The organism is Oceanobacter sp. 4_MG-2023 (assembly GCF_030689165.1).
In the GTDB taxonomy this organism is placed as follows: domain Bacteria; phylum Pseudomonadota; class Gammaproteobacteria; order Pseudomonadales; family Oceanobacteraceae; genus Oceanobacter.
The window spans coordinates 1-20,367 of the sequence record NZ_JAUYVV010000004.1; the positions used below are offsets into that span (position 1 = coordinate 1).

Genomic DNA, 20,367 nt, shown 5'->3' on the forward strand with positions numbered 1-20,367 from the left:
CAAACCGCTGCGACAGCGCATTGCCCTTGAACAGCTGATGCCAGCGCAGCACAACGTCCATATCGCTCCAGGCCTGAGCCTGCCGGGTATCGATAAACAGCACCACGTGGTAGTGATTCGACATCACTGCATAAGCCGCAACCTGGATGGCGAATATTTGCGGTAACGCCAGAATACGCTCTTCCAGCCAGCCGCGCCGATGTTCGTAACTCTGGCCAGACACTGAATCTGTTCCGCACAGATAAGCGCGGCGTACACAGCGGGAAACGCAGTGGTAATAAGGCGTGGCCTCAATCGAGACCTGTTGTTTACGAGGCTTGGGCATAGTCGAACTCCGTCCGTGAAGTTGATGATTTTCAATTATGACATCGCGACGCGGCAATGGAATCAGGCAAAAGTACTTGATTGGTGGGTGTCTCAATGGATTGTTTCTCAATGGATTGTTATTGCTTGATTGATGGGTGTCTCAATGGATTGTCGAGTTGATGGGTGTCTCAATAGTAGGATTGTTTAGTGGGTGTCTTAATAGAGGATTTCACTCCCCCTCTGGCTGTTCCAGCTCTTGCAGCAAATAGCCCACTTCTTCCATCTTTTCATGCAGCAACTGCTGGCTGTCTTGCAAACCACGATTGTAGTAATACGGGCCGATTTCACGGGCAAAAAAATCAATCAGAAACTCGGCATCAAAGCTGCCAATGTCTTGCTGCAGCTCGTCGTTGAAGTATTTTTTCACTTTGGCTGCCATATGTGATTTTTGTTCTGTAGAAAATCGAATTTCGTTCATATCGGTTCCTGGCTAACCCTTTATTTTGATGATAAAAAACAGCCCCAGGTTGATCGCTCAACAAGGGGCTGTTTTGAATCGTGCTTGAGTTGGCGCAGTCCTGTCAAAGCGGACAGCAGCTGCGGGCATTGCATCCTCAGGCAGCGGGGGCATCCATTTGTGATTGCAGGTAGTTCTGCAAGCCGATGCGCTTGATCAGGCCCAGCTGTTTTTCCAGCCAGTAAGCGTGGTCCACTTCGGTGTCATCCAGCATTTTCAGCAAGATATCACGCGTTACATAATCCTGAACCGACTCGCAATAAGCCATCACCTCACGAACATCGGTCACCACCTGATATTCGAGATTCAGGTCATTCTGCAACATGGTCGGTACATCGTTACCAACGTGAATCGGTGTACGGGTGACCATATCGGGTGTGCCTTCGAGGAACAGGATACGTTCAATCAGGTCGGCAGCGTGTTGTTTTTCGTCATCAAATTCGTGGGAGATACGGACGTACAGCTTGTCCAGGCCCCAGTCCTGATACATGCAAGAGTGAACAAAGTACTGGTCCATGGCAGTGAGTTCACCCGCCAGCAGTTCGTTCAGTTTTTCAATAACCTGTTGATTGCCTTTCATGGTGTTCCCCTTAGTCGTCGCTCATCATGGACTGCAGATAGTTTTCGATACCGGTGTTGGCGATCAGATGCTGCTGGGTTTCGATCCAGTCCAGATGCTCTTCTTCGTACTCGGTGATTTCTTCCAGTACTTCGCGACTGACGAAGTCCTTGACCGATTCACAGTAGGCGATGGCTTCACGCAGCAGCGCCAGCTGTTCGACGATCTGGTCCATGTCGCACTGCAACATCTCGGCCGGGCTTTCACCGATGCGCAGACGATTCAGTTTCTGCAGATTAGGCAGGCCTTCCAGAAACAGTACGCGTTCAATCAGTTCATCAGCCTGTTTCATATCCTTGATGGATTTTTTGAAGCATTTTTTGTCGAGTGCTTCGAAACCCCAGTTCTTATACATGCGGGCATGCAGGAAATACTGGTTGATCGAAGTCAGCTCAATGGTTAACACCTGGTTCAGGTATTCAATAACCTTGCTATCGCCTTTCATAAGCCCCTAATCCTTGTCGTGATTACATTGATGCCAAGTCTAGGTATCAAAAGGCTGGTCGGCAAGTCTGTAAATGCAATATTTACGTTATAAATAAGTTTGCATCTACCAATATTATTGAATTTTCAATTTTGTAGCAAAACAAACAAGTTATTGATTTTAAACAATTTTATATCAATAAAACTCAATCGCCTTATCATTTGAAAACCATCACCGTTTAGGACGAGTTCCTGTTTGATATAAGCCATCATTAAAAAACCACACCACTTCATCACGACTCTTTCCCAGTAACATTGGCTGGTCATCAACAAAAAGAAAATTCTTCCAGTGTTGCTGAAATATATCCCAGCGCGTCTGGACAATATGATCGACGTTGTAACAAAAAAAGACGGTGACGTTGGTCTCCCAGTGAATATGCTGCGCCAGGTCTTCCGGCATGCTGTTTTCGTCGGCTTCCCAGGCATTCTGCCAGTTTGCCTTCGGCTGCCAGATACCTTTTTTGGATGGCCAGTCATCACCTAGAAAGTGGCTGGCATGCGCCGCTTCCTTGCTGATATGGGTTTTCCAGAACTGGTTGGCTGAGGCCTTGTCGAGCGGGCGAATCAGCGCCAACGTCTCAGAATCGATCGGTAATTCACGATGACGGAAAATCCAGCCCCATTTAAAGTCGTTCAGGGATACGTACTGCATGGCAAGCCTCGAGGGAAGAGAGTCAAACTCGGAATGTCAGATGTACCACCGTTACCATAATCTGCACAGCAGTCCAGTGGTCGGTGGTCAAGTGATAAGAAACCAGGCAGCGGGCACGCTGGTGCCCGCTGGCAAGCCAATCAGTCTTTGAAGGTGTGGCTGGCAATAAATGCGTGCACGGTGGCCAGATCGGCAGGTAATACGCTCAACCGCTCTTCGCGTTCCATCAGATCGGTTAGATGATGCGGCAGTTTGGGCATTTCGAATCCGGCGCGCTGGACCGCTTCTTCGAATTTCACCGGATGCGCGGTGCCCAATGTGATCATCGGAATCCGGGGGTTGCGACGGCATTCCCGAGCGGCTTTCACACCAATGGCGGTATGCGGGTCCAGCAGGTAGCCGGTTTCGGCAAAGACCTGTTGCATCGTTGCGATGGTGGCATCCTGATCCACCGCGAGGCTGTCGAACAACTGGCGGGCGCTGGCCAGCTTGTCTGCGTCGAGGGAGACCACTTCGGTTTTGGCATTCATCCGGCCCATCAGGTCGGCCAGAGCGGCGCCGTCGCGATCGTACAGGTCAAACAACAGACGCTCAAAGTTGGACGATACGGCAATGTCCATGGATGGCGTGATGGTGTGCTTGAGCGGGTGAACTTCGTACAGGTTCTGGCTCATCAACCGATGCAGGACGTCGTTTTCATTGGTCGCAATGATCAGCTGCTCGATTGGCAGGCCCATTTTACGCGCCATGTATCCGGCAAAAATATCGCCGAAATTCCCGGTCGGTACCGAATATGCCATTGGCCGCAGTGGACCACCCAGGTTCAGGCTGGAATAGAAGTAATAAACAATCTGGGACATGATGCGTGCCCAGTTGATGCTGTTGACAGCGACCAGCTTGCGTTCACCGCGCAAGAAGGACTGGTCGCCAAAGCTGGCCTTGACCATATCCTGCGCCTGGTCGAAATTGCCTTCGATGGCGATGTTGAAGATATTGTCGCCGGTAACGGTAGTCATCTGGCGGCGTTGCACTTCAGAGACCTTGCCATGGGGATGCAGGATAAAGATATCCACATTACGACAAGCCTTGGTGCCTTCGATGGCCGCCGAGCCGGTATCACCCGAGGTGGCTCCCATGATCACGACCTTTTCCTGACGCCGTTCCAGTACGTAATCCAGCAAGCGTCCCAGCAGTTGCAGGGCAAAATCCTTGAACGCCAGCGTCGGGCCGTGAAACAGTTCCAGCACGTATTCGTTGTGGTCGATCTGCTGCAACGGCGCAACGGCTTTATGACCAAAAGCACCGTATACATCATCGATCATGCCTTGTAATGCATCGGCGTCTACGCAACCTTCCACGAAGGGATAAATCACCTTGTGCGCCAGTTCGGTGTACGACAGGTCACGCCAGGATTCAATCTCTTCCAGAGAGAATTGTGGCACGTCTTTCGGTACGTACAGGCCGCCGTCAGCGGCCAGACCGGTTAACAGAACGTCGTCGAACGCCAGCTCTGGCGCATTACCCCGAGTGGAGATGTATTTCATCATGGTGTGAAAACCCGAATGCAGTGGTGGATTCGTGCAGCGCCAACACCGGCGTGGCCGTGCAGACCATCAATGTACCGGCAGGGTGCTAGAAAAGTGGGCTAGCTTACCTGTTTTGACCGCATTGCGCACGACCAGCAGGAGGAATTGTGAACAGCAAGCCGTCACCTGACTGACGACTTGCTCCACCGGGCAAGTGCCCATATTCAATAGACATCACGGCGATAACGGCCCTGCACATCCAGCGCATCGACCTGATCATCTCCCAGTACAGCACGCAGTACCTGATCAACAGCGCTGGCCATACCGGCACGACTGCCACACAGATAAATCATCGCGCCCTGTTGCAGCCAGTGCTGCAGTTCTTGCTGCTGTTGTTCCAGCACCTGCTGCACATACCCCCGGGTCAGATACCCTGCCTGTAACTCTCCGTCAATGTCGCGGGAGAACGCCAAATCCAGACGCCCCAGCAAACCTTGCGCTTGCCATTGCTGCAACTCTGTCTGCCAGAGCGCGTCGTGAGCCAGGGTACGTTCACCAAAGATCAGCCAATGCCGGGCCGTCGAACTCCGTTCAAAGCGCTGCTGCAGATGCGCCCGCAGTCCGGCCAGCCCGGTGCCATTACCAATCAGAATCAGCGGGACATCGGTATCCGGGGCATGGAAACCAGTGTTCTCAATAACCTGTAAACGCGCTGCTGCCTGCAATGGCAATTGTGTACATAAAAAGCCGCTGCCCAGTCCGGGCTGACCATCAGCCTGGAACTGCTCCCGTACCAGCAACCGCAGATGCCCTTCCGATGGCATGCTGGCGATGGTGTAATCGCGGCTTTGTATTTTGCCCGCCGCATCATCCAGACTCAGCCGGGCGATATCTCCGGCTTGCCAGACGTCGGAGCATTGAAAATCCAGTTCGAACACCCGATGACCGGGGCTGCCGTGGTTCAGACACTGCCGCCGTAACAAGACACTTGGCGTATGCGCCGGCTTGGCGGATAACAGCCCAGCAGCGGCGGCTGTCGAAATACCGTCGGTCTCTGTGATGGCAGTCGTATCGCCCCATAAACCGGCACTCAGACCGGTATAATCCGACACCCTGTCGAGATGAGACTGCCAGCGCTGCAAATCGGCCGGAGCCAGATTATCCACCAGCACCGGCTCAAACAATCGCTCGGCCCCTGCTGCCTGCAAGGCATCACTGACAGCCACCCCAAACGCACAGAATTCCGGGTAGGCACGGTCTCCCAGCGCCAGAACGGCAACCCGACACGTCCAGCGCTCATGGTCAGAGCGCGGGTCTTGCAACCGGGACAAAAACCGGTTGCCATTATCCGGGGCTTCTCCTTCTCCGGTGGTGCTGATAAAGAGAAAGATATCCCGACCGTGCGGCAATGAGGACGACAACAGTGCCTGAGTCAGCTGATTCAGGGTTAGCAGGTGAGCAGCACGACCCTGGTGCTGCAATCGCTGTTGCCACTGTTCCGCCAGCGAGCGGGCATGGCCGCTTTCGCTGGCGTAGACACACAATGGCCCACCGACACCATCGGCGTCAGCAGGTGTAACCCCCCAGCTGAGCCGGTGCCGATAACACCAGCCCGTCAACAGCAACCAGGCCAGCACCAGTACAATGGCTTGCAGTTCCGCCATCCCGATGTAACTCATCAGTCCGGCAGTACCTCAAAGACACCCACGTAGCTGCCGGTACGTTCGGTAGCCGGTTTTTTGGCGTCGTCATCCTTGTATTCTGCTTCCAGGAAGTAGCGACCCGGGGCAGGCCAGTCAATCTGGATATTACCCTGGCGACTGGTGGTCAGCTCGATGGCTTCCTGATCGTTGCGGTAGCGGGAACCTTCACGAATCAGAGTGACTTTTGCGCCTTTGGCGGGCTTGCCGTCAATCAGAAACTGGAACGTCGCGTCTTCCCCAACGTACAGGTCTGTCGGATGTGTTACCGGCTTCATTTCAAAGCCCTGGCCAGTCACCTTGTTGGCATTGTCGGAGGGTTCGCCAGCAGTCACAAAGGTTTCCAGGCGGCGGGAGTATTGGCTTACTTTCAGGTTTTTGGCGTTTTTGGGGACGTTCTTGTCAAAACCTTCCTGGGTGTAGTCTTCACCTCGCCCTGGGTAAGAGCCTCGCTTGCCATCACTTTTTTCCCAGCGCGCACGCAGACCTTGTGAGGCGATAAAGACCCGGTACGTGCCTTCTTGCTTCAGGGTCAGATCGAAGGTGCTGCGGTAGCGGGCTTTGGCGGCGTTTTCCGGCTCCACCATGCTGCCATCGGGTGCGGTGATACGAACTCTCTTAACGTTCAGGGCAAAATGGTCAAAATTGAAGATTTCGTTGGAGACAGCAGCATCAAACGCCACCACCGGCTCTTCTCCGGACAAGACCGTCACATCCGGCAAGATCCAGGCACGGTGCGCATTGACCTGCATCGACATCAGGGTCGCACCGGCCAAAACGGCAGCGCTCAATAATTTCAGTGGTTTCATACACGTATTCCTTTATCAAATGATGGGTTGGCAAGGATCAGGGCTGGATACTGAGGACAACGTCGCCCAGCTCTTTGGAGCCATTGGCGGTGGCACTGAAGCTGCCGTCCACCGGCCATTGAAACGGGATGCTCAGCAGTTCACGTCCGCCCACTTCCCGAGCGGCTTCCACACGTAGCTGGTAATTACCCGCTGGCAAGTCCGCCAACCGGGCCTGATTGCTACGAAAAGAAAGGTCGTACTGGCCTGGGCCACGGGTGGCACTGGTGATGCCGTCGACGGGCATATCCAGCGAACGGCCGCTTTTGCGCCACCACTGGCGCATGTCTTTCAGCCACTTGTTACCTTCGTTATCCGCCATGTCGGCGTCGTACCAGACGTCCAGATTGGTCACTGCGCGGGTGTCCTTGTTTTCCAGCCAGATCGCAACATAGGGCTTGTGGTATTCCGCGACCTTGAGGTCAGGCAGTTCAATACCGATGCGCAACTCGGTAGCGCTTGCCTGACTGGCCAGCACACTGGCTGCCAGAACCAGCAAGCATTTTTTACCCGGTAACATACAGACTCCTTATATGGTGTGTTCATGAGCCATCCGCCAAGGATGGCGCGTTACAGATTTAATGGATGGTCAGTAAAACCAGCAGCAGAGGTATCACCAGTCCCAGCGACACCATCGGCCAGGTTCCCGGCCGCTGGCGGGCATATCGCACCAGCAACCAGCAGCCACTCAGAGAAAAAACAATGCAACTGACCGAAAACACATCCAGAAACCAGCTCCACGCCACTCCGGTATTACGGCCTTTGTGCAAATCGTTCAGAAACGAGATTGGCCCACGGTCGGTCTTTTCGTAAATCAGCCAGCCGGATTCCAGATCCAGGCTCAGCCAGGCATCACCGCCCGGTCGCGGCATACCGAGGTAGACTTCAAGATCGTCCCATTCGGCATCCAGTGCCGGAATACTCAGATCGTGGTTTTGCTGCAGCCATTGCCGCACCGACAAAGGCAAGGGGCCGTCTGAACGCTGTGCCAGTATCTCCAGCAAGCCGGGCGACAAGGTGGTTTCGATGGTGGTAACCACGGCTTCGGCGGGAATATGGCGGGCGTTGTTCAAGGTGATGCCAGTGATGGCGAACAGCAGCATGCCGACCAGACACAAGGCGGAGCTGACCCAATGCCATTGGCGCAAGGTCGCCAACGACACGGATTTCCAACGGGTGGCTACTGGAGTTGCAGAATTTGCTGCCGGGGGCGCCGCAGACATGGTGTCCCTGTTTGTTATGGTCAAGTGGATGAATCAGACGATGAACACGTAATACACGGCGCCAACGGTCCTTTTTGTGGCGACAGAGTGTGTCTCAGTTAGTTACAAATCTACAATTGAAAATATTAATGAGAAACAGTATCAGTGCGTTTTGTAGGTATAACAGGCAGACCGATATGCCAATAGCAGGCCATAGGCATAGGCATAGGCATAGGCATAGGCATAGGCATAGGCATAGGCATAGGCACAGGCACAGGCACAGGCACAGGCACAGGCACAGCACAGGAACAGTGCCGGGAATAACAGAAAAATTCAGAGAACGGCAAGATCACCTGCGCAACAGCCTGCCATGAGTGAATGCAGGGCGGTTACTGCAGGACACAGCATAAGATGTGGTTAATGCAAGACGCGGTTAATGCAAGACGCGGTTAATGCAAGACGCGGTTAATGCAAGACGCGGTTAATGCAAGACGCGGTTAATGCAATACAGGCAAAGGCTGGATTTCATTCACGTCCAGATGAACAGCCAGGATACTGACCAGTGATGGCAGTGACAGGTTTTCAAACACGTCGTACACCGGATTGGCTTCCGATGACTCGGGGTACTCCAGATGAACGCCATAACGACCTGGCGCCTGACCCAGGGTATACAGGTAAGCGCGCATTTCCGGTTCGTCCAGATCACAAATATACACCGCTCGCAGATCGGTCAGGATGCGTTCGTCAATCGCAAACCCATCCTCCCCCAGCTGTTCTGTCAGCAGCAGCAACAGGTGCTTGATATCCTGATCCTTGTCCATCGCCCAGATATTCAATTCGCCGACCCGGATACCTGCCGGGTCGGTCTGCATGGTGGTTTTCATAATCAGCTTGCCACTTGCAGCTCCTGCCAGCGCAGGTAGCCTCCACCAAGGTTATAGACCTGTTTGAAACCGAAGCCGCCAAACAGCTCACACAGGTTTTCACTGCGATGACCCGAGTAGCAATAAATCAGGATCGGTCGTTGCTTGTCGCCCTTGCGCACCAGACTTTCGATCAGGCTGTCGTGGGCATGCAAGGCCCCTTCAAGATGATGGCTGCGATAGTCGCCAACATCGCGACAATCGAGCAGCAACAGATCGGGCTTGTCGAGCAGATTCTGGATGTCTTCACACAGAATCATTTTGACGGGATCGGTCATCAGTGCGTCTCCACTAACCGGCTGATCATGGAGTCGTAGGACTGGTGATCAAACTCGATATGTTCACGCGAAAAGAAGTCGGCGGCGTTTTCGACCGCATCCTGAATCGCCGCCAGTACATAGGCCTGACAGTGACGGGACCCAACCATATGCGCAGGGACCGAGGATTCGATCCGCAAACGCCGATTGGTGCGGTCAAATGAATGAAAACGCATCCCCCGAAACGGCGGTACATCGGTGCTGCCCGGCACCAGAAAGTAGAGATCCAGATGAGGATCTTCCGTGTTGGTCTGACGCCCGCTCATACTTGTCAGTTTTGCTGCAACCCTTGTCAGCGCCCCGACAAACGGGCTGTCTGATAACCCGCTTTCTGGCAAATATGCCCCGCAATACAGTGTCATAACGGCAGTCTCCCTAGTCAATTGCCAACTCACAAAGAGGTATTGCAAAGAGTCTGCCAGCTTGCTGGGCCTGCCTCACAGAAGGGCTATTGGCCGCTATGATTCGGTTACCCTTGCTCGTGAGCCGGGAAGCCAGCCTCATGTAACGCCGCGATCAACTCGGCTGCCGCGACCCGGGCATTGGTTTCTACCAGCCCGCTTGCCAGCGACACCTGGACTTCAGACTGATCATCCAGTCCAGTAATAATGCGGGTAACCGCGTTAACACAGCCACTGCACGTCATGCCTTCGACACTGAGTTTCATCATGATGACTCCTGTTTTATCGGCGGGTATCTGTGCTCCGCCGCGGTGATTTTAATGTGGGTTCTGATGCTATGTTGATGATTCAACACCGCTTTCATATGAGCCCTGTCCCCATGACAAGGTCAATACAACCGCAACGCCAAATACCATTCTATTGATCTGGCTCGATGGACAGGGTACAGACTGACGGATTTATCCTGATTCGGTTTACCTTGCCATAATGGGAAGGTTTACCCTGTCCTTCTCATCGCCGCTGATTAACTGGCACCGCCAACACTGACGCTTTATTCGACCTGACAACCTGACAAGGAGATGCCATGTCTGCCATTGCTACCACCAGCCCAGCCACCGACCCAACCGTAGCTCTCGCAGAACACACAGTGCAGCTGCGTATCGATGGCATGACCTGCGCCTCCTGCGCTGCCAGAGTGCAAAAAGCACTGCTCCACGTCGACGGTGTCGAAGACGCCAACGTTAATCTGGCGACGGAAACCGCCACCGTAACAGCCAGACCAGCACCCGCCGGATCATCGACAACCCCCCAGGCCAGCCTGTCGGTACAGGCCCTGATGGACGCCATTACCCTCGCCGGGTACAAAGTGCATCTGCCGCCCCCCATAGAATTGGCCATCGAAGGCATGACCTGTGCGTCCTGCTCCGGTCGTATCGAACGACAACTCAATCTGCAGGCTGGCGTCATCAAGGCCGAGGTTAATCTGAGTACGGAACAGGCACGCATCCAATGTCTGCCCGGCACCACCGCCGAACACCTGATCACCGTGATCGACAAAGCCGGTTTTGGCGCCCGCGCCATCAGCAGCGCCGAACCCGCTGGGCAAGCGTCGCTGGACACCCAGGCCAAGCGCAACGCCGAAGCCAGAATATACCAGCGCGACTTCTGGCTGGCCGTGGCCCTGACCTTGCCAGTGTTTATGCTGGCCATGGGAGGCCATTTGGTGCCAGTGCTGCAGCAGTGGCTTATGACCGTTCTGGGCCAACACACCAACTGGATGATACAAGGCGCGTTGACCACGCTGGTGCTGCTAGGCCCGGGACGAGGATTTTATCTGCGGGGCATTCCCGCCCTGCTGCATGCCGCACCCGATATGAATTCATTGGTGGCGGTCGGTACGCTGGCAGCCTGGGGGTTCTCCACCATCGCCACACTGGCACCCGGCTTGCTGCCACACGGCACCGTGCACGTGTATTACGAAGCCGCGGCGGTAATCGTCACGCTGATTCTGCTGGGGCGTTTGCTGGAGGCCCGGGCCAAGGGGAAAACCTCCGCCGCCATTCGCCACCTGATGGGACTGCAGCCCCAGACAGCACGGGTACAGCGTAATGGCCAGCGGGTCACAATCGCCCTCGCCGATGTAGTAGCGGGAGATCGTATCGAACTGCGGCCCGGTGAGCGCATCCCGGTGGATGGCAAAGTAGTGGCAGGAGACAGCTATGTCGACGAATCCATGCTCACCGGAGAGCCGGTAGCCGTTCACCGTCAACCCGGCGACAGCGTTACCGGTGGCACCCTGAACCAGTCCGGTGCCCTGACCCTGCAGGCAACCGCCGTTGGAGAACACAGCGTACTGGCGCAGATTATTCGTATGGTCGAGCAGGCCCAGGGGGCCAAACTGCCAATTCAGGCCCTGGTCGACAAGGTCACACTCTGGTTTGTGCCTACCATTATGGCGCTGGCCTTGCTGACTTTTGGGGTATGGCTGATCTTTGGGCCTGAACCGGCATTAACCTTTGGCTTGGTCAACGCCATCGCGGTGCTGATTGTTGCCTGCCCTTGTGCCATGGGGCTGGCCACCCCCACCTCGCTGATGGTCGGCACCGGGCGCGGGGCGGCCATCGGTGTGTTATTCCGCAAAGGAGAGGCCCTGCAACAGTTACAGGATGTGGCGATGATTGCATTCGATAAAACCGGCACCCTGACTGAGGGCAAACCGGCGTTGACCGATTTCGACGTCACCCCGGATCTTGAAGCAGATTCTCTGCTGGCCATGATCGCGGCGGTTGAACAACACTCCGAACACCCCATTGCCCGCGCCATTGAAGATGCCGCGCAGCAACAACAACTGAGCCTGCCGACCTGCTCCGACTTCGCCTCGCTTGCGGGCTTGGGGGTAACCGCCAGGGTGATGACAGACGTCACGCAAAATAAACAGATGCAGGCCATTGCACTGGGATCGGATCGACTGATGCAACAACTCGGCATCGATATTCGCCCGCTGGCCCATACCGCTGCCCGACTCGGCCAGGAAGGCAAAACGCCACTGTATGTGGCATTGGCAGGCCAACTCGCCGCCATTATCGCCGTCTCGGACCCGATCAAGGCCAGCACCCCCGCCGCCATTGCCGGTTTGCACCAGCTGGGTCTCAAGGTGGTAATGATTACCGGCGACAACCACCACACCGCCGCGGCCATTGCACAGACACTGGGGATCGATCAGGTGATTGCCGAGGTATTACCCAGCGGCAAGGTCGACGCCTTGCAACAGCTCAAGAACAAACTCCCGACAGGCCAACAATTGCTCTTTGTTGGTGACGGCATCAACGATGCCCCGGCACTGGCCGCCGCCGATATCGGCATGGCGATTGGAACAGGCACCGACGTCGCCATTGAAGCCGCCGACGTGGTACTGATGTCGGGTAACCTTAACGGTGCCCGCACGGCTATTGCCCTGAGCAAGGCCACCATGACCAATATTCGCCAGAACCTGTTCTGGGCTTTTGCCTACAACGCAGCTCTGGTGCCATTGGCGGCCGGGGTGTTTTATCCATCCTTCGGTTGGTTGTTATCCCCCGCCGTTGCGGCCGCTGCCATGGCCATGTCGTCGGTGTTTGTTATTGGCAATGCCTTGCGACTTAACCGTGTCCGTCTGGCCTGATCACGGTGATCTTCCAGACAACAATGGCTCCTTCACACGGTTGACCCTTCACACGGTTGACCCTTCACACGATTGTCCCACAAGACAGGAGACCAGCATGAACATTGGAGCCGCCGCCCGCGCCTCAGGCATCAGCGCCAAAATGCTGCGCTATTACGAGAATATTGGCCTGATCCAGCCTGCGGGACGCAGCGCTGCAGGCTATCGCCAGTACTCCTCGGCCGATATTCATACACTGAGGTTTATCCGTCGCGCCCGGGATATGGGATTTTCGATTAAAAAAACCGGAGAACTGCTGGCCCTGTGGCAAGACCAGTCTCGCCACAGCGAAGACGTCAAACGTCTGGCCACCGAACATATTGACGTGCTGAATCACACCATTACAGAGCTGCAAGCCATGGTCAGCAGCTTGCAATCGCTGCTGCAAGGCTGTGCCGGTGACGATCGCCCGGACTGTCCGATTCTGGAAGAAATCGCCAATCCTCAGCCGCAGAAATAACTGGCGGTATCAATAACAGCCAGTTCAGCACAACCGGTACAAGCGTCAGTGCACCACTCAATGCTCAGTCATGCCATTCTGGACATTTTCGTCCGATTGATGTGCCCTTGCCTGCGACGGATCAAATTCGCAATGCCTTCCCGTTTTAGCATAACGCCATTAACCGGAGGAACTCCCATGACAGACACCCTGATCGCCGTTGCCGTACAAGACAACGGCAGCGTATCTCCCCACGCTGGCCGAGCAGCACACTGGCATGTCTATGCCATCTCACAGGGCCAGCCCGAACTGGTCTGGAACCTGACCTTGTCACCAGCAGGCAGCTTGCATGAATGGCATGTCCGCGGTGACGGTAACCGGCACCCATTACACGAGGTGGATATTGCGATTTGCGGATCGGCCGGGGAAGGTGTCACCCGGAGACTGGCTGAACGCCACACGACTCTGGTGGCGACGTCGGAATCTGACCCGGTCACGGCAGTCATCGCTTATCTCAACAGCAACCTTGCCCCCGGCCGCCCTCATGAAGAACTGCCGTGCCTCGACCCCGAGCATCGCCAGGCAGTCAGCGGCCGCTAAACTCCTGACTTCAGCCGCTGTTTAAAGGCATCCAACAGCGCCGGGCTGTATTCATCAACGGATACGGTCAATTGCCGCTCTGCCAGAGTGGCTTCCAGTTCGATGATTTTCTCTTGCAACTCTGGCAGCGTCAGAGTGTTGTCTTCGGCGGTGTACAACAGCTTGGCGCCGCGCAAGTTAAAGTTCTGAATCACAAATGCCTCACGATCGCCATCAGCCAACGCCTGTTCTATCAGCTTGCTGCTGCGATAAATCCGGTTCAGCTCCTGCTTCAGGCGCCACAGGTACACCACGTCCGCCATCCAGGGTTTGTCCTTGATGATATTAAAGACCAACCCGACCAGCCCCGCAGCCGTGGCGACAGCCAGCGCATTTAACCAGGTGCTGGACTCACCATTGGCCCATAACCCCCGATACAGTTCAGAGAACAGTAGCGCCAGTACCAGCAAGGCCACCACCGCGCCACCCTGCACTTGATTAAGACGTTTTTTGTAGCTGCTCTTGTCTATGGGACGCAACTGCACAATCATCCTTCCTGTATCGATAAAAAGAAGCCGCAGCATAAAACAGAATGGGTTGTTAAGCAGGTAACGGCATAAAAAAAGCCTGACGGGGATAACCACATCAGGCTTTTGGGTATCGACTGGTTTATTGACCAGCTGATGGCCTAGCGCATGGGTGGCATACCGCCACCACCGCCAAAGCCCGGTGGCAAGCCGCCACCCGGACCGCCCATACCGCCGCCACCCATACCACCCATGGCGCGCATCATTTTTTTCATGCCACCTTTGGCGGTGACTTTTTTCATCATTTTCTGCATTTGCTTGTGCTGTTTCAGCACCCGGTTAACGTCCTGGATCTGGGAGCCAGAGCCGTTGGCAATACGTTTTTTACGGGAACCGTTGATCTTGTCCGGGAAACGGCGCTCGTCCAGCGTCATGGAAAAAATAATCGCTTCCATCTGCTTGAACTGGCTTTCAGCGGCGGTGGTTTGTTTCGCCATCTGGTTCATGTTGCCCATGCCCGGCAACTTGTCGAGCATACCGGTCAGGCCACCCATATTTTTCATTTGCTGCAACTGGTCGAGGAAGTCTTCAAGATCGAAGCCTTTGCCTTTTTGCAGTTTTTTCGCCAGCTTGTCGGCCTTGGCCTTGTCGATATTACGTTCGGCTTCCTCGATCAGGGTCAGTACGTCACCCAGGTCGAGAATACGGGAAGCAACACGATCGGGATGGAAAGGCTCCAGCGCGTCGGTCTTCTCACCCATCCCCATAAACTTGATCGGTTTGCCGGTAATATGACGCACCGACAGGGCCGCACCACCACGCGCATCACCGTCTGCCTTGGTCAGTACCACCCCGGTCAATGGCAAGGCTTCACTGAAGGCCTTGGCGGTGTTGGCAGCATCCTGACCCGTCATGGCATCAACCACAAACAGGGTTTCGATCGGGTTGATTCCGGCGTGGAGTTCCTTGATCTCGGCCATCATGGCGTCATCGACCGCCAGACGTCCGGCGGTATCCACCAGCAGCACATCAGCGTGGGCCTTTTTCGCCGCGTCGATCGCACCGCGGGCAATGACCAAAGGTTTCTGGCTGATATCAGACGGGTAAAACAGCGCCCCGACTTCGTTGGCAAGGGTTTCCAGCTGTTTGATGGCGGCCGGACGATACACGTCGGCAGAGACCACCATGACTTTTTTCTTTTCACGCTCGGCCAGATATTTGGCCAACTTGGCGACGGTGGTGGTTTTACCCGCACCTTGCAGACCGGCCATCAGCACAACAGCCGGAGGCTGGGTCGCCAGGTTCAGTTTTTCGTTGGCTTCACCCATGACGCTTTGCAGCTCTTCATGGACAATTTTCAGAAAGACCTGACCCGGATTCAGGCTTTTCAGCACCTCGGTGCCAATGGCGCGCTCTTTAACCTGATCGGTAAAGGCTTTCACCACGGGCAAGGCCACGTCGGCCTCCAACAGCGCCATGCGAACTTCACGCACAGTGCCTTTGATGTTTTCTTCGGTTAACTTGGCCTGGCCGGAAATGCTTTTGAGGGCTTTGCCAAGTCGGTCGGTCAAACTTTCGAACATAATGACAACTCGTATGCTGGTACGTCTGGCCGGGACTGGATAACCGGACCGGCGCTTCGTTTGCGAAAAATAGCCTTGAGAGGACATCGATTTAATCTTGCACGGCTCTGCGCGAATGTTGCCGTTGTTCAGGGGCTGCCGGATGATCTCGACTCGGTGTCGCCGACTTGTGACTTGACCCGTCAGGCCTGCAAGTCGGCTTCGTGATTCGAAACCATCCAGTGGCCCAGAGTGAGCACCGGACTAAATAGATGTCCCCCCGAGTATACCCTCTTTAAAGGCGGTTATCTTCACACCCGTGGGCGAATTCGTCACAGTCGACGTTACCCGAACCATACCCGTTGGTGGCAAGCTCGACACCAGCGCCGACCAGGCAAAGCCGCTTGCCTGGCTACCCGGGTTCTGGTAACCAATCAAACGCGGCCGCGGGAACTCATGCCATCGCCGCCACCTCTTGGGAGAGCAACACGATGTTTACAGCTTTTTCACCGGAATTACTGACTTTTTTGCAACAACTGCGAGAGAACAACAACAAGGCCTGGTTTCAACAACACAAGGCCGAATACGAACAGCAGGTGCGAGGCCCGGCGCTGGCGTTTATCGCGGCGATGGAAATGGAAGTTCGTGCCATCTCTCCGTATTACACCGCGGTGGCCAAAAAAGTGGGCGGATCGTTAATGCGGCCGTACCGGGATACCCGTTTTTCGAAGGACAAAACGCCGTACAAGCTGAATGTAGGCATCCAGTTTCGCCATGAATCAAGCAAGGATGTCCATGCGCCGGGGTTTTACCTGCACATTGAACCGGACGAGGTATTTATCGGCGTGGGTGTCTGGCACCCGGATTCGCCCTCACTGGGCAGGATTCGCGACGCGCTGGCAGAACGACCGGCCCATTATCTGGATGCCATGGCGAACGATGATTTCCAGCAATACTTTCAGTTGGCGGGTGACCGCCTGATCCGGCCACCCCGGGGTTACGACAAGGAACATCCGCACATTGAGGAAATCAAGCGCAAGGATTTTATTGCCCTGACTACATTAGACCCGGCCATGCTGTTTCAGGCCGACTTTTGCGATCAGGTCGCCCGGCGCTTTCGGGCTGCCAGTCCATTTCAGGGCTGGCTCTGCGATGCCCTTGGGTTGAGATACTGAAGTAACACGCCAGCAGAATAATCCCGATGAACGAGCCGCCGCTCTTGACCGGCATGCCAATTGCTCCCCAACGGGGTTATCTCGGCATGGCATCTGCTTTGCGAAGCGGAAGCCATGTGCGACACTGGACGCGTCTTTTTGGAAACCTGTTTATGTCCGAATTTTTTGTTGCCCTTCCTGCGGCTGCCCTGTATCTGTTTTCTGCCTTCCGCCAGTGGCAAACCATTCGTGGTGATCGCCCGGCCAATCGTAATATGGTGCTCACCCTGGCCATGCTGGCCTCTCTCACCCATATGGGTGTACTGGTGTTCAGTGCCGCCACCAACAGTAGCGACCAGTCCGGAATCAATTTCGCCTTTTATGACATTGGCTCTGTAATCGGTCTGCTTATTACCTTGCTGTTGCTGTTTTCCAGTCTGAAAAAACCGGTAGAGAATCTGTTTGTCGGGTTATTCCCGATGATTGTGATAGTGCTGCTGGTGTCATCGCTGTCCCAGCGCCACGAGTCTTTACAGCATCTCAGCTACGGCCTGGTCTGGCATATCATGCTCTCGATGCTGGCATACAGCGTGTTTGTGATTGCGGCAGTGCAGTCGATCCTGCTGTCCTTGCAGGACCGTCACTTGCGCAAGCACAAGACCCACGGCCTGATCCAGGCCTTGCCACCGCTACAGACCATGGATGTGCTGCTGTTTGAGATGATCTGGCTGGGTATGATTCTACTGACCATGGCGTTTGCCATTGGCTGGCCGAGTGTGGTGGATCTGAAAGAGCAGCATCTGATTCACAAGGTCGCTTTTGCCTCGATTGGCTGGTCGGTATTTGCCTTGCTGCTGTTTGGTCGTTATCGCTTTGGCTGGCGTGGTGTCACAGCCAGCCGCTGGACGTTAATCGGTACCGGTTTTCTGGTGCTGTCCTACTTCGGTTCCAAGTTTGTGCTGGAAGTACTGATCGATCGATAAAACCAGCAATCAGCGGCGCTGGCTCAGTAACTGCAAATAGTCACAGATACTGGCCATCAGCCCCTGATACACCCAGAAAGCATCCTCGCCATCGGATTTTTTCAGTTCGGCAATGCCATTCAGCCAGCGACTCAGGCGTTTCATCACGGTTTCGATACTCATCACCAGCCAGGCGTCATTGGCGATGAACTTGTCGACGATGTAATCCAGCCGGTCAAACGTGTGCTTCAGCAGTGGATAGCGGGTATTGAATACCTTGCTTTGCTGTATCTCGATAAAGTGCTCGTAGGCGTCGTCACAGTAGTGTCTGGGCTTGCTGGCTTCCGCCAGATACCCAGCCTGATAGGTAGCCATCAACGAATCGAAGCCTGCCTCAAAAGCGGCCACTGAGTTAAGTGCCACAAAGGGAGACAGGATGTCGCCGACAAAATCGTAGACCTTCAATACATCCTGCACCATCGCCTCAAAGGTCTGTGAAAAGTCGCTACCCGGCACATGGCCAGCCACCGTACGGTGAATTTCCAGCCATTCCGCCCGGGTAACAGACACGACTGCCAATTCTTTCAGAATAGTCAGCTCATTATTCATCGCCTTTCTCCACTTGTCAGGCTGTCGTCAAATCAGCAATCGCTGCAATGCAGGCGTTATCCTTGACGGCGTGCAGGGCGTTGTCGAACAACATCTGATCTCCAAATAACGCACTTTTGGCAATGATCTGGCCTTGGGTGTCCTTGATAACAAAAAAGGTCTCACCTGCCGGGGTTCGGCCTGCTGCAATCTGATGTCCCATCAACGAACCCAGCTGCACGTCCTTGATTCCTTGTTCGGCCTCGGCTTTGGTCGGGTAATCACCGCCCAACAGCAGTGAGTGGCCACGACTACTGAGCAGTTCAAACGTAAATGCCTGGCTGATCGTCGTTTTCAGTTCAAATGTCGCTGACATAACTGGCTCCTGTAGCGTCTGACGCTATGCTTTGAATGAAGGTGTCCTTGATACGTCAGCAAGCCAGGGGCCAGGGTAAAAACCGCCCTTTTGACCTCTTTGCCCAGGGTTTCGTAGGCTTTTTTGTCATCAACCCGACAAGGCTGTCAGAAACACTCTGATACTTTGTCAATGCTGAACATCAGGCATCACATTGATTTCATGTGTCATTATCGATTTTCTTGAACTATGCAAGGCACATCAATCCAAAGGCAGGCATGGCGACGGGTACAACATCAGCCAATAAACAAGAGAGGAGGGGAAATCATGGAGTTAGCGAATTTATTGGTGTTTTTATTCATTGGCGCGACTGCCGGATGGCTGATCAGTACGCTCAAAAAAGAAGGTGGCTTCAGGGTTATTGTCAATCTGATAATTGGTATTGTCGGGGCGTTTATTGGTGGTCTTGTCTTTGCGCTCACCGACCTTGCCGCCATTGGTTTTATTGGTTCGGCCCTGATGGCAACGGTCGGGGCATTACTCTTGCTGTACATTGGTGATGTCATGCAAAAGCCCGATCCGTAAAAGGATCAGGCCAACCAGACACGGGACTCTGCCGGAAGCAATATTGGGTTCCTTGTGTCAGCTGTCAGCGAGTGCCTTGATATGGTCTGCGTAACGCTCGGCAAACGGCATAAAGTCTTCACACTGTTCATCGCTGCACAAAATATCGCCGCTCTTGATGTCATACACCCAGCCATGCAGATAAATCTTTTTGGCGGCCACCTTGGCGGCCACACAAGGATGCGTCCGAATATGGGCGACCTGCTGCAAAACGTTCTGGCTGATGGCCTCATTCAGGTAACAGGTATCTACCGGTGTATTCCAGGCGATGCCATGACGCTCACGCACAATATCCATGGCGGAACGGCAGTGCCCCAGCCATTCTTTTACGTGTGGTAAACCCTGATCCTTGATCGCCTGAATATCCAGCGCCCCCTTGATCGCGCCGCAGTCGGTATGGCCACAGATAATTACATGGCGCACCCCGAGTACCGCAACAGCGTATTCAATAGAAGCCGTCATCCCCCCGGTAAAGTTCGAGGGTGGCGGCACAATGTTGCCGGCGTTGCGACAAATAAACAGGTCGCCAGGTTCTGAACCGGTGACCAGGTTAGGATCAATGCGGGAATCAGAACAGGTAATAAACAGGACATCCGGGCTTTGGCCATCGGCCAGCTCACCAAACAGGTCTTTATTTTTCGGGTAGATGTTTTGCTGAAAATTCAGCACACCCTGCACCAGTTTTTTCATCTCTCTTCCTCAAAATGCCATCAAGCGGTTGTTCCGATTTATAAGCCGGGAGATTACGTCACCCGCGTAATCAACACATCTCTTTTGATGTGAATCATCGGAGTCATTCCATCAGCATGGTGAGTTGGGCAGCATAACCGGCTCGGGTTATGCTGCTTGCCGCATTGGGCGTCATGGTCGCCGCGATCAGTACA

General features: G+C 54.6%; 24 protein-coding genes and 1 pseudogene. 6 read left to right on the top strand and 19 right to left on the bottom strand.

What is annotated here, in order from left to right; genetic code table 11:
* The 14 genes and pseudogenes from Q8W24_RS04550 to Q8W24_RS04615 form a co-directional block, all read right to left on the bottom strand.
* Positions 1-325: pseudogene (locus Q8W24_RS04550) on the bottom strand (transposase); the annotation flags it as partial.
* 210 nt (positions 326-535) lie between these two features.
* Entirely contained in the window at positions 536-784 is a 249-nt protein-coding gene (locus Q8W24_RS04555; protein WP_303432824.1) for a DUF2164 domain-containing protein, read from the bottom strand.
* Positions 785-920: 136 nt separating this feature from the next.
* On the bottom strand, positions 921-1,403 hold the full coding sequence (bfr, locus tag Q8W24_RS04560) for a bacterioferritin (RefSeq protein WP_305474538.1): 483 nt from the start codon (positions 1,401-1,403) through the stop codon (positions 921-923).
* Positions 1,404-1,413: 10 nt separating this feature from the next.
* Complete coding sequence (bfr, locus tag Q8W24_RS04565) at positions 1,414-1,887, bottom strand: bacterioferritin (RefSeq protein ID WP_303432822.1); 474 nt, start codon at positions 1,885-1,887, stop codon at positions 1,414-1,416.
* Positions 1,888-2,097: 210 nt separating this feature from the next.
* Positions 2,098-2,577 (bottom strand): DUF2947 domain-containing protein, encoded by a 480-nt coding sequence (locus Q8W24_RS04570; RefSeq protein ID WP_305474539.1) that lies wholly within the window; start codon positions 2,575-2,577, stop codon positions 2,098-2,100.
* A gap of 140 nt (positions 2,578-2,717) precedes the next feature.
* Positions 2,718-4,121, bottom strand: a complete 1,404-nt coding sequence (thrC, locus tag Q8W24_RS04575; protein ID WP_303432917.1) for a threonine synthase — start codon at positions 4,119-4,121, stop codon at positions 2,718-2,720.
* Positions 4,122-4,327: 206 nt separating this feature from the next.
* Positions 4,328-5,782 carry an NADPH cytochrome P450 oxidoreductase family protein gene (locus tag Q8W24_RS04580; protein ID WP_305474540.1) on the bottom strand — a complete coding sequence of 485 codons (1,455 nt, stop codon included), beginning with the start codon at positions 5,780-5,782 and terminating at the stop codon, positions 4,328-4,330.
* Entirely contained in the window at positions 5,782-6,612 is an 831-nt protein-coding gene (locus Q8W24_RS04585; protein WP_305474542.1) for a DUF4198 domain-containing protein, read from the bottom strand. Before Q8W24_RS04585 ends, Q8W24_RS04580 begins: the two co-directional genes overlap by 1 nt.
* A gap of 37 nt (positions 6,613-6,649) precedes the next feature.
* Positions 6,650-7,171, bottom strand: coding sequence for a DUF2271 domain-containing protein (locus tag Q8W24_RS04590; protein WP_305414354.1), 522 nt, complete (start codon positions 7,169-7,171; stop codon positions 6,650-6,652).
* Positions 7,172-7,229: 58 nt separating this feature from the next.
* Positions 7,230-7,814: a PepSY-associated TM helix domain-containing protein gene (locus tag Q8W24_RS04595; RefSeq protein WP_370693301.1), complete on the bottom strand. Its 585-nt coding sequence runs from the start codon at positions 7,812-7,814 to the stop codon at positions 7,230-7,232.
* A gap of 536 nt (positions 7,815-8,350) precedes the next feature.
* Positions 8,351-8,737: a hypothetical protein gene (locus Q8W24_RS04600; protein ID WP_303432815.1), complete on the bottom strand. Its 387-nt coding sequence runs from the start codon at positions 8,735-8,737 to the stop codon at positions 8,351-8,353.
* A 2-nt stretch (positions 8,738-8,739) separates the two neighbouring features.
* Positions 8,740-9,054: a rhodanese-like domain-containing protein gene (locus Q8W24_RS04605; protein WP_303432814.1), complete on the bottom strand. Its 315-nt coding sequence runs from the start codon at positions 9,052-9,054 to the stop codon at positions 8,740-8,742.
* Complete coding sequence (locus tag Q8W24_RS04610) at positions 9,054-9,455, bottom strand: hypothetical protein (RefSeq protein ID WP_303432813.1); 402 nt, start codon at positions 9,453-9,455, stop codon at positions 9,054-9,056. The genes Q8W24_RS04605 and Q8W24_RS04610 overlap by 1 nt, the downstream gene beginning before the upstream one ends.
* A gap of 107 nt (positions 9,456-9,562) precedes the next feature.
* A complete protein-coding gene (locus Q8W24_RS04615) occupies positions 9,563-9,763 on the bottom strand; it encodes a heavy-metal-associated domain-containing protein (protein WP_303432812.1) in 201 nt (66 codons plus the stop codon).
* A gap of 314 nt (positions 9,764-10,077) precedes the next feature.
* On the opposite strand from Q8W24_RS04615, the gene Q8W24_RS04620 reads away from it, so the two are divergent.
* The 3 genes from Q8W24_RS04620 (at position 10,078) to Q8W24_RS04630 (ending at position 13,732) form a co-directional block, all read left to right on the top strand.
* Positions 10,078-12,654, top strand: coding sequence for a heavy metal translocating P-type ATPase (locus Q8W24_RS04620; RefSeq protein ID WP_305474544.1), 2,577 nt, complete (start codon positions 10,078-10,080; stop codon positions 12,652-12,654).
* 97 nt (positions 12,655-12,751) lie between these two features.
* Positions 12,752-13,153 (top strand): Cu(I)-responsive transcriptional regulator, encoded by a 402-nt coding sequence (gene cueR / locus Q8W24_RS04625; RefSeq protein WP_303432810.1) that lies wholly within the window; start codon positions 12,752-12,754, stop codon positions 13,151-13,153.
* Positions 13,154-13,330: 177 nt separating this feature from the next.
* A complete protein-coding gene (locus Q8W24_RS04630; RefSeq protein ID WP_303432809.1) occupies positions 13,331-13,732 on the top strand; it encodes a NifB/NifX family molybdenum-iron cluster-binding protein in 402 nt (133 codons plus the stop codon).
* On the opposite strand, the gene Q8W24_RS04635 is transcribed toward Q8W24_RS04630, so the two are convergent.
* A complete protein-coding gene (locus Q8W24_RS04635; RefSeq protein WP_303432808.1) occupies positions 13,729-14,256 on the bottom strand; it encodes a DUF3087 family protein in 528 nt (175 codons plus the stop codon). The two genes, Q8W24_RS04630 and Q8W24_RS04635, sit on opposite strands and share 4 nt — an antisense overlap.
* Positions 14,257-14,399: 143 nt before the next feature.
* Positions 14,400-15,821: a signal recognition particle protein gene (gene ffh / locus Q8W24_RS04640; RefSeq protein ID WP_303432806.1), complete on the bottom strand. Its 1,422-nt coding sequence runs from the start codon at positions 15,819-15,821 to the stop codon at positions 14,400-14,402.
* A gap of 470 nt (positions 15,822-16,291) precedes the next feature.
* On the opposite strand from ffh, the gene Q8W24_RS04645 reads away from it, so the two are divergent.
* Together Q8W24_RS04645 and Q8W24_RS04650 are read left to right on the top strand one after the other, a co-directional pair.
* Complete coding sequence (locus Q8W24_RS04645) at positions 16,292-16,975, top strand: DUF2461 domain-containing protein (RefSeq protein ID WP_305414358.1); 684 nt, start codon at positions 16,292-16,294, stop codon at positions 16,973-16,975.
* Positions 16,976-17,127: 152 nt separating this feature from the next.
* Positions 17,128-17,937 (top strand): inner membrane protein YpjD, encoded by an 810-nt coding sequence (locus Q8W24_RS04650; RefSeq protein ID WP_303432802.1) that lies wholly within the window; start codon positions 17,128-17,130, stop codon positions 17,935-17,937.
* Positions 17,938-17,946: 9 nt separating this feature from the next.
* Here the strand turns inward: Q8W24_RS04650 and Q8W24_RS04655 are convergent, their stop codons facing one another.
* Together Q8W24_RS04655 and Q8W24_RS04660 are read right to left on the bottom strand one after the other, a co-directional pair.
* Positions 17,947-18,525: a hypothetical protein gene (locus tag Q8W24_RS04655; protein WP_305452463.1), complete on the bottom strand. Its 579-nt coding sequence runs from the start codon at positions 18,523-18,525 to the stop codon at positions 17,947-17,949.
* 16 nt (positions 18,526-18,541) lie between these two features.
* Entirely contained in the window at positions 18,542-18,880 is a 339-nt protein-coding gene (locus tag Q8W24_RS04660) for a hypothetical protein (RefSeq protein WP_305414360.1), read from the bottom strand.
* Positions 18,881-19,186: 306 nt separating this feature from the next.
* Between Q8W24_RS04660 and Q8W24_RS04665 the strand changes: the two genes are divergently transcribed.
* A complete protein-coding gene (locus tag Q8W24_RS04665; protein WP_305474546.1) occupies positions 19,187-19,444 on the top strand; it encodes a GlsB/YeaQ/YmgE family stress response membrane protein in 258 nt (85 codons plus the stop codon).
* A gap of 57 nt (positions 19,445-19,501) precedes the next feature.
* Here Q8W24_RS04665 and Q8W24_RS04670 read toward each other — a convergent pair whose 3' ends face one another.
* Positions 19,502-20,173 (bottom strand): carbonic anhydrase, encoded by a 672-nt coding sequence (locus Q8W24_RS04670; RefSeq protein WP_303432797.1) that lies wholly within the window; start codon positions 20,171-20,173, stop codon positions 19,502-19,504.
* Positions 20,174-20,367: the final 194 nt, after the last annotated feature.